This is a genomic window from uncultured Planktosalinus sp. (genome assembly GCF_963973675.1).
GTDB lineage: Bacteria > Bacteroidota > Bacteroidia > Flavobacteriales > Flavobacteriaceae > Planktosalinus.
Window position 1 is genome coordinate 1 of the sequence record NZ_CAXBAN010000235.1, and the last position, 4,285, is coordinate 4,285.

At 35.4% G+C, this 4,285-nt stretch carries 5 protein-coding genes; all 5 read right to left on the reverse strand.

Annotated elements, in window-relative coordinates:
* A partial coding sequence (locus AACY61_RS09560; RefSeq protein WP_339611347.1) for a hypothetical protein occupies positions 1-536 on the reverse strand: 536 nt, incomplete at its 3' end.
* Positions 536-1,990, reverse strand: coding sequence for an RNA polymerase factor sigma-54 (gene rpoN / locus AACY61_RS09565; RefSeq protein ID WP_339611348.1), 1,455 nt, complete (start codon positions 1,988-1,990; stop codon positions 536-538). The genes AACY61_RS09560 and rpoN, both read right to left, overlap by 1 nt.
* A gap of 67 nt (positions 1,991-2,057) precedes the next feature.
* Positions 2,058-2,423 (reverse strand): hypothetical protein, encoded by a 366-nt coding sequence (locus AACY61_RS09570; RefSeq protein WP_339611349.1) that lies wholly within the window; start codon positions 2,421-2,423, stop codon positions 2,058-2,060.
* Positions 2,420-2,725: a hypothetical protein gene (locus tag AACY61_RS09575; RefSeq protein ID WP_339611350.1), complete on the reverse strand. Its 306-nt coding sequence runs from the start codon at positions 2,723-2,725 to the stop codon at positions 2,420-2,422. Before AACY61_RS09575 ends, AACY61_RS09570 begins: the two co-directional genes overlap by 4 nt.
* A gap of 14 nt (positions 2,726-2,739) precedes the next feature.
* Positions 2,740-4,185 carry an asparagine--tRNA ligase gene (asnS, locus tag AACY61_RS09580; protein WP_339611352.1) on the reverse strand — a complete coding sequence of 482 codons (1,446 nt, stop codon included), beginning with the start codon at positions 4,183-4,185 and terminating at the stop codon, positions 2,740-2,742.
* Positions 4,186-4,285: the final 100 nt, after the last annotated feature.

Below are 4,285 nucleotides of genomic sequence, written 5' to 3' on the forward strand. Positions count from 1 at the left end.
GAAGAGTGTGATTTTGTTGCTATTCTTGAACTTGCTACCCAACCATTAGCAAAAAGAAGAAATGCAATAATCATCAGCACATTTATCTTAAAATGAATGCTTAAAGCAATCAGGAACATTGTAACTCCTGATACCCCTAAGGTGTGTAAACTCACTTTAAACTTAAACAATACCAACATAAACGCAGTAATTGTAGAAATGAGAACTGCCACAAAGAAGAAATACAGCTCCGGATATTGATTTGGGTTAAAAACAACTCGAATGATTAAAACAAACAAAAGGCATTGAACCATTAATGGGTATTTGCGTTCCATCACTTTATTTAAGTGAACTGAATTTATAATACGCGTGTTCTTCAATAAAAAAATTAATAGTAACGGAATCAAAAAAGTGAGTATAAATACTACGATTAGCTTTGAGTAGACCAGTTCAGGGATTATAAACCTGGGAGTTACAAAAAAATATAAAAGCACTCCTAAAAGTGGCATCAATAACGGATGAAAAAGCCAGGCTGCTATTTTAAAAAACAAATTCATTATAACTCTTTACGCATACGAGCAACCGGAAGGTCGAGTTGTTCCCGGTATTTAGCTACGGTCCTCCTGGCTATAGGATAGCCTTTATCTTTTAAAATTTTAGCTAATTTATCATCAGTTAATGGTTTGCGCTTGTCTTCTTCATTGATAGTGATTTCCAGAATTTTTTTAATTTCTCTAGTTGAAACATCTTCACCTTGATCGTTTTTCATTGATTCTGAGAAAAATTCTTTAATAAGCTTAGTGCCATAAGGTGTGTCAACATATTTACTATTTGCCACTCTGGAAACAGTTGATACATCCATATTGATTTCATCAGCAATATCTTTTAAAATCATGGGGCGTAATTTTCGTTCGTCACCGGTTAAAAAATATTCTTCTTGATAATGCATTATGGCATTCATAGTGACAAACAGGGTTTGCTGGCGTTGTTTAATTGCGTCAATAAACCATTTTGCGGCATCGAGTTTTTGCTTGATGAATTGCACAGCATCCTTTTGTGATTTGGACTTTTCAGATGATTCTTTATAACCCTTTAGCATATTAGTATACTCTCTTGAAACATGCAATTCCGGAGCATTTCTGCCATTAAGGGTCAACTCAAGATTGCCATCTGAAATTCTAATGGCAAAGTCTGGTATGATGTGTTCAACAATCTTGTTGTTGCCTGAATAGGTTCCCCCTGGTTTTGGGTTTAAATGTTCAATTTCATTGATAGCCGAACGCAACTCATCTTCTGAGATTTCAAATTTTTGTAAAAGTTTGTTGTAATGCTTTTTGCTAAAGGCTTCAAAAGCTTCATCCAAAATTCTGTAAGCTAAACTTACAGAAGCTGTAGGGGTTTTTCTTTCAAGTTGCAGTATAAGACATTCTTGTAAATTCCGGGCACCTACCCCTGCAGGATCAAGCTCCTGAACAATGTGCAATACCTTTTCAATAGTTACTTCGGTGGTAAAAACATTTTGGGTAAATGCCAAATCGTCCATAATATCTTGTACAGGGCGTCTTATATAACCACTTTCATCAATACTTCCTACTAAAAATTTGGCTATTTCACCCTCTTCTTCAGTAAGGTGAAAAGTGTTTAACTGTGTTTGAAGAAATTCATTAAATGAAGTGCCTGAAGCATAGGGTACTTGCTTGTCTTCGTCATCTGCACTATAGTTGTTTGCTTGATATTTGTAGTCGGGCACATCATCATCACTTAAATATTCATCAATATTGATGTCTTCTGTATCAATATGTTCATTATCATCTTCAAATTCTTCGTTACTGAAGTTATCATCAAACTCTTCTTGTTCCTCTTTTCCTCCTTCTAGTGCCGGATTGTCGACCATTTCCTGAGCGATTCGTTGTTCAAACTGTTGTGTTGGCAACTGGATAAGCTTCATCAACTGAATTTGTTGAGGAGACAGCTTTTGTGAAAGTTTGAATTGTAAGTGTTGCTTCAGCATTTGTTTACTTCTGTTACAAATATTAAATTACGTATATATTGTAATATTTGCAAGTATAATTATTGATTTAAACGTGATGGGGGATGTGTTTATTCTGTAAAAAATAAAAAATAACTCCACCAACAATATACAGGCAAACGTCAATTAAATCGGCTGTGTAACGCGGGTTTACAGTTGGTAAATACCATTCAAAAAATAGGATGTAATAGAGCGTGACACTTGCTATTACAAAGATAGGAATTGTTATGCGATTGTTGCTCTTAATTTTTTGTAAAACTATAAGACAGCTCGTCAATACAAGTGGCATACATAGTAAATTATTGACATAATTGTTGATAATAGCCGGTAAACCAATTCCGGTTACCTGACAAGTATAGATAGTCAATGAAATCAATAAAGCTACCTGTATAAAAATATTTTTAAGAAAAATCATGCGGCTATAGCGGCAAATAGCCATGCGATAAAAGCTCCAATGGCCATAACAACAAACCAAATGCCATAAATGAATTGAAAAAATAAACGAATGAAAATGTTCTTATGAGTCCTGTTTCGTTCAATAAAAAGCCCAAATTTACTTTTTTGAGCGGCTTTTTCTTTTTCTTCAGCAGCTCGTTTTTGATTTTCTAATGAGCGCTTAAGTTTAGGATTAATAAGCGTTCCACATTTTATACAGTAATCGCTATTGGTATTGAAAAAGCCACATTTAGGGCACTTTATTTTATTTTTAAATGTCAATATTTTTTGGGTTGCTAAAACTCTGCATTGAGAGGAGTTCTTGGGTAAGGGATAACATCTCTTATGTTTGTCATACCGGTTACAAACAACACCAACCGTTCAAAACCTAAACCAAAACCACTGTGTACAGCTGTGCCAAATTTTCTGGTTTCAAGGTACCACCAAAGTTCATTTTCGTCAATTCCCAATTCAGCTATTTTTTGTTTAAGTACATCATATCGTTCTTCACGCTGTGAGCCTCCAACAATTTCACCAATACCGGGAAATAGAATATCCATTGCTCTTACCGTTTTTTTATCCTCGTTTAAGCGCATGTAAAAGGCCTTAATTTTTGCGGGATAGTCAAATAAAATTACAGGACACTTAAAATGTTTCTCAACGAGGAAGCGTTCATGTTCGCTTTGTAAATCGGCACCCCATTCTTCAATAAGATACTTGAATTTCTTTTTCTTGTTGGGTTTTGAGTCTTTTAAAATCTCAATTGCTTCTGTATAACTAACGCGTTTAAAATTGTTTTCAAGTATGAATTGAAGTTTTTCCAGAAGAGGCATCGGGCTGCGTTCAGCTTCTGGTTTTGTTTTGTCTTCCTGCTGTTGGCGCTGTTCAAGAAAATCGAGGTCATCTTTACAGTTTTCAATTATATAATTGATGACATATTTAATAAAGTCTTCAGCTAAGTCCATATTGGCCGCCAAATCGTTAAAGGCGACCTCAGGTTCAATCATCCAGAACTCGGCTAGATGTCTTGAGGTGTTTGAGTTTTCTGCCCTGAAAGTAGGCCCAAAAGTATAAACCTGACCAAGCCCCATAGCATAAGTCTCAGCTTCAAGTTGACCGCTTACTGTAAGATTTGTCTCTTTTCCAAAAAAATCTTCTTTGAAGTTGATACTTCCGTCTTCATTTTTTGGAGGATTTTCCAGGTCTAAATTACTTACACGAAACATTTCACCTGCGCCTTCAGCATCACTTCCGGTAATGATAGGTGTATGTACATGGTAAAACCCGTTTTTATGAAAATACTCATGGACGGCAAACGACAATTTAGATCGCACCCTCATAATTGCTCCAAACGTATTGGTTCTCACTCTTAAGTGAGCTTGCTCTCTAAGTTTTTCAAGGCTGTGCCTTTTAGGTGATAGTATGGTAAGCTTCACTTCTTCTGTATCTGCATCACCCAATATTTCAAGTTTACTTACTTGAATTTCTACGTTTTGACCCTGTCCCTGGCTCTCTGTCAAATGACCGGTAACCGAAATGGCTGCCCCTACAGTGACACGTTTTAACAAAGCTTCGTCAAATTTTTCAAAATCTACGACACACTGTAAATTATGAATTGTTGAACCATCATTCAAGGCAATAAATCGGTTACTTCTAAAGCTTCTTACCCAGCCCTTTACATTCATCTCAATCAATGAAGGTTCTGAATTCAATAACTCAAGTACTTTTTTATGTTGATGCATAGTGTGTTGATTTTATATCGCAAAGATAATTTTTAGTTGATAAGCCTACAAGTATATATTCCCGAAAGTAATAGAATAGAAACTTATTTTTCATCCTCAT

Bases quoted from the DNA above. Each gene is read 5' to 3' on its own strand.
- AACY61_RS09570 (WP_339611349.1), bottom strand. From the start codon at position 2,423: ATGATTTTTCTTAAAAATATTTTTATACAGGTAGCTTTATTGATTTCA.
- asnS (WP_339611352.1), bottom strand. From the start codon at position 4,185: ATGCATCAACATAAAAAAGTACTTGAGTTATTGAATTCAGAACCTTCA.
- rpoN (WP_339611348.1), bottom strand. From the start codon at position 1,990: ATGCTGAAGCAACACTTACAATTCAAACTTTCACAAAAGCTGTCTCCT.